Below are 1,650 nucleotides of genomic sequence, written 5' to 3' on the forward strand. Positions count from 1 at the left end.
GACGACATCGCGCTCGACACCTCGGGCAGCACCACCCCGCCCCCCGCCGACGCGGTGCGCACCCCGGCCGCACCCGCCTACACCGTCAGCCTCAGCAGCGACAGCACGGGCACCGTCTGGAACGGCCACCAGAGCGCCACCTTCACCAACGCCTCCGCCACCGCGCTCGGCGAGGTCTACCTCCGGCTGTGGGACAACTACCACGGCACCTGCTCGGCGCCGCCCATCAAGGTCAGCAACGTCACCGGCGGCACGGCGGGCGACCTCTCCGTCGCCTGCACCGCCCTGAAGATCACGCTTCCGGCCCCGCTCGCCCAGGGCCAGAGCGCGACCATCGGCTTCGACCTCGGCATCACCGTGCCCGACGGTGCCGACCGGTTCGGCCACGACGGCGCCTTCAGCTTCATCGGCAACGCGCTGCCCGTCCTCGCGGTCCGCGACGGCGCCGGCTGGCACCTGGACCCGTACACCAACAACGGCGAGTCCTTCTACTCGCTGGCCGCCGACTTCAAGGTCACCCTCGACCACCCCAGTACCCTGCTGGTCCCCGCCACCGGCACCTCCGCCGACACCCCCGGCAGCAGCGGCCGTACGGTCACCACCGCCACCGCCTCGAAGGTCCGTGACTTCGCCTGGGCCGCCGGGCCCTTCAGCAAGGTCTCCGGTACCTCGCCCGGCGGGGTCCCGGTGAACGTGTACTCCGTCTCCGGCATCAGCTCCACCAGCGCCCAGTCGATGCTCAGCACCGCCAAGAGCGCGGTGGACGCCCACGCGGGCCGCTTCGGGGCATACCCCTACGGGGAGCTGGACGCGGTCATCGACAACAACTTCTGGTTCGGCGGCATGGAGTACCCGGGCTTCGTCCTCGACCTGGTCAGCACCACCGCCCTCACCCACGAGATCGGCCACCAGTGGTGGTACGGCATCGTCGGCGACGACGAGTACAACACCCCCTGGCTGGACGAGTCCTTCACCGACTACGCCACCGACCTCGCCCAGGGCAAGACGGGCTCGGGCTGCTGGAGCAGCGTCTCCTGGGCCTCCAGCGCCGAGAAGATCACCAACTCGATGGCCTACTGGGACGCCCACTCCTCCCGCTACTCCACCGTCGTCTACGGCTACGGCAAGTGCGCCCTGCACGACCTGCGCCGCGTCCTCGGTGACACCGCGATGGCCAAGCTGCTGAAGGACTACGCCGCCGCCCACTGGTACGGCGTCTCCACCACCGCCGAGTTCAAGGCCGCCGCCCAGGCCGCCACCAGCACCGACCTCACCTCCTTCTGGACCCAGCACCGCATCGACGGCTGACGCGCCGCCCCTCTTCGGCCCGGCCGGGGCGCTCCCCGGCCGGGCCACCCACATGGCCCAAGAGGCACCTTCGCCCGGCGGTACCCCGCGTGCGGTACGGCCCGATGACGGGTCAGATGGATGACGTGCGAAGCGACATACTCCTCCCCAGCGGCCGCAGCTCACGCCTTGGTCTCACCGGCGTCCTGACCGGCCTCCTCCTGTTCCTGTCGCCCCCCGCCGCCGTGCCCCACTCCGGCGGGCCGACCGCCCCGCGCGGCAGCGCCTACATGGGCGTGGGCGTACGCGCCCACGACGGGGGCGCGCCCCTGGCGGCCGACCGGTCCGCCGGCCTCCGGGTGA

General features: G+C 71.8%; 1 protein-coding gene and 1 pseudogene. Both read left to right on the plus strand.

The window, feature by feature from the left end:
• Positions 1-1,308 (plus strand): M1 family metallopeptidase (locus GT030_RS13710; RefSeq protein WP_202460065.1); only part of this gene is annotated, 1,308 nt, incomplete at its 5' end.
• 116 nt (positions 1,309-1,424) lie between these two features.
• Positions 1,425-1,650: pseudogene (locus tag GT030_RS13715) on the plus strand (lysozyme); the annotation flags it as partial.

Origin of the sequence: Streptomyces sp. SID1328 (genome assembly GCF_009865595.1) — a bacterium.
Taxonomy (GTDB): Bacteria; Actinomycetota; Actinomycetes; order Streptomycetales; family Streptomycetaceae; genus Streptomyces; species Streptomyces griseoluteus.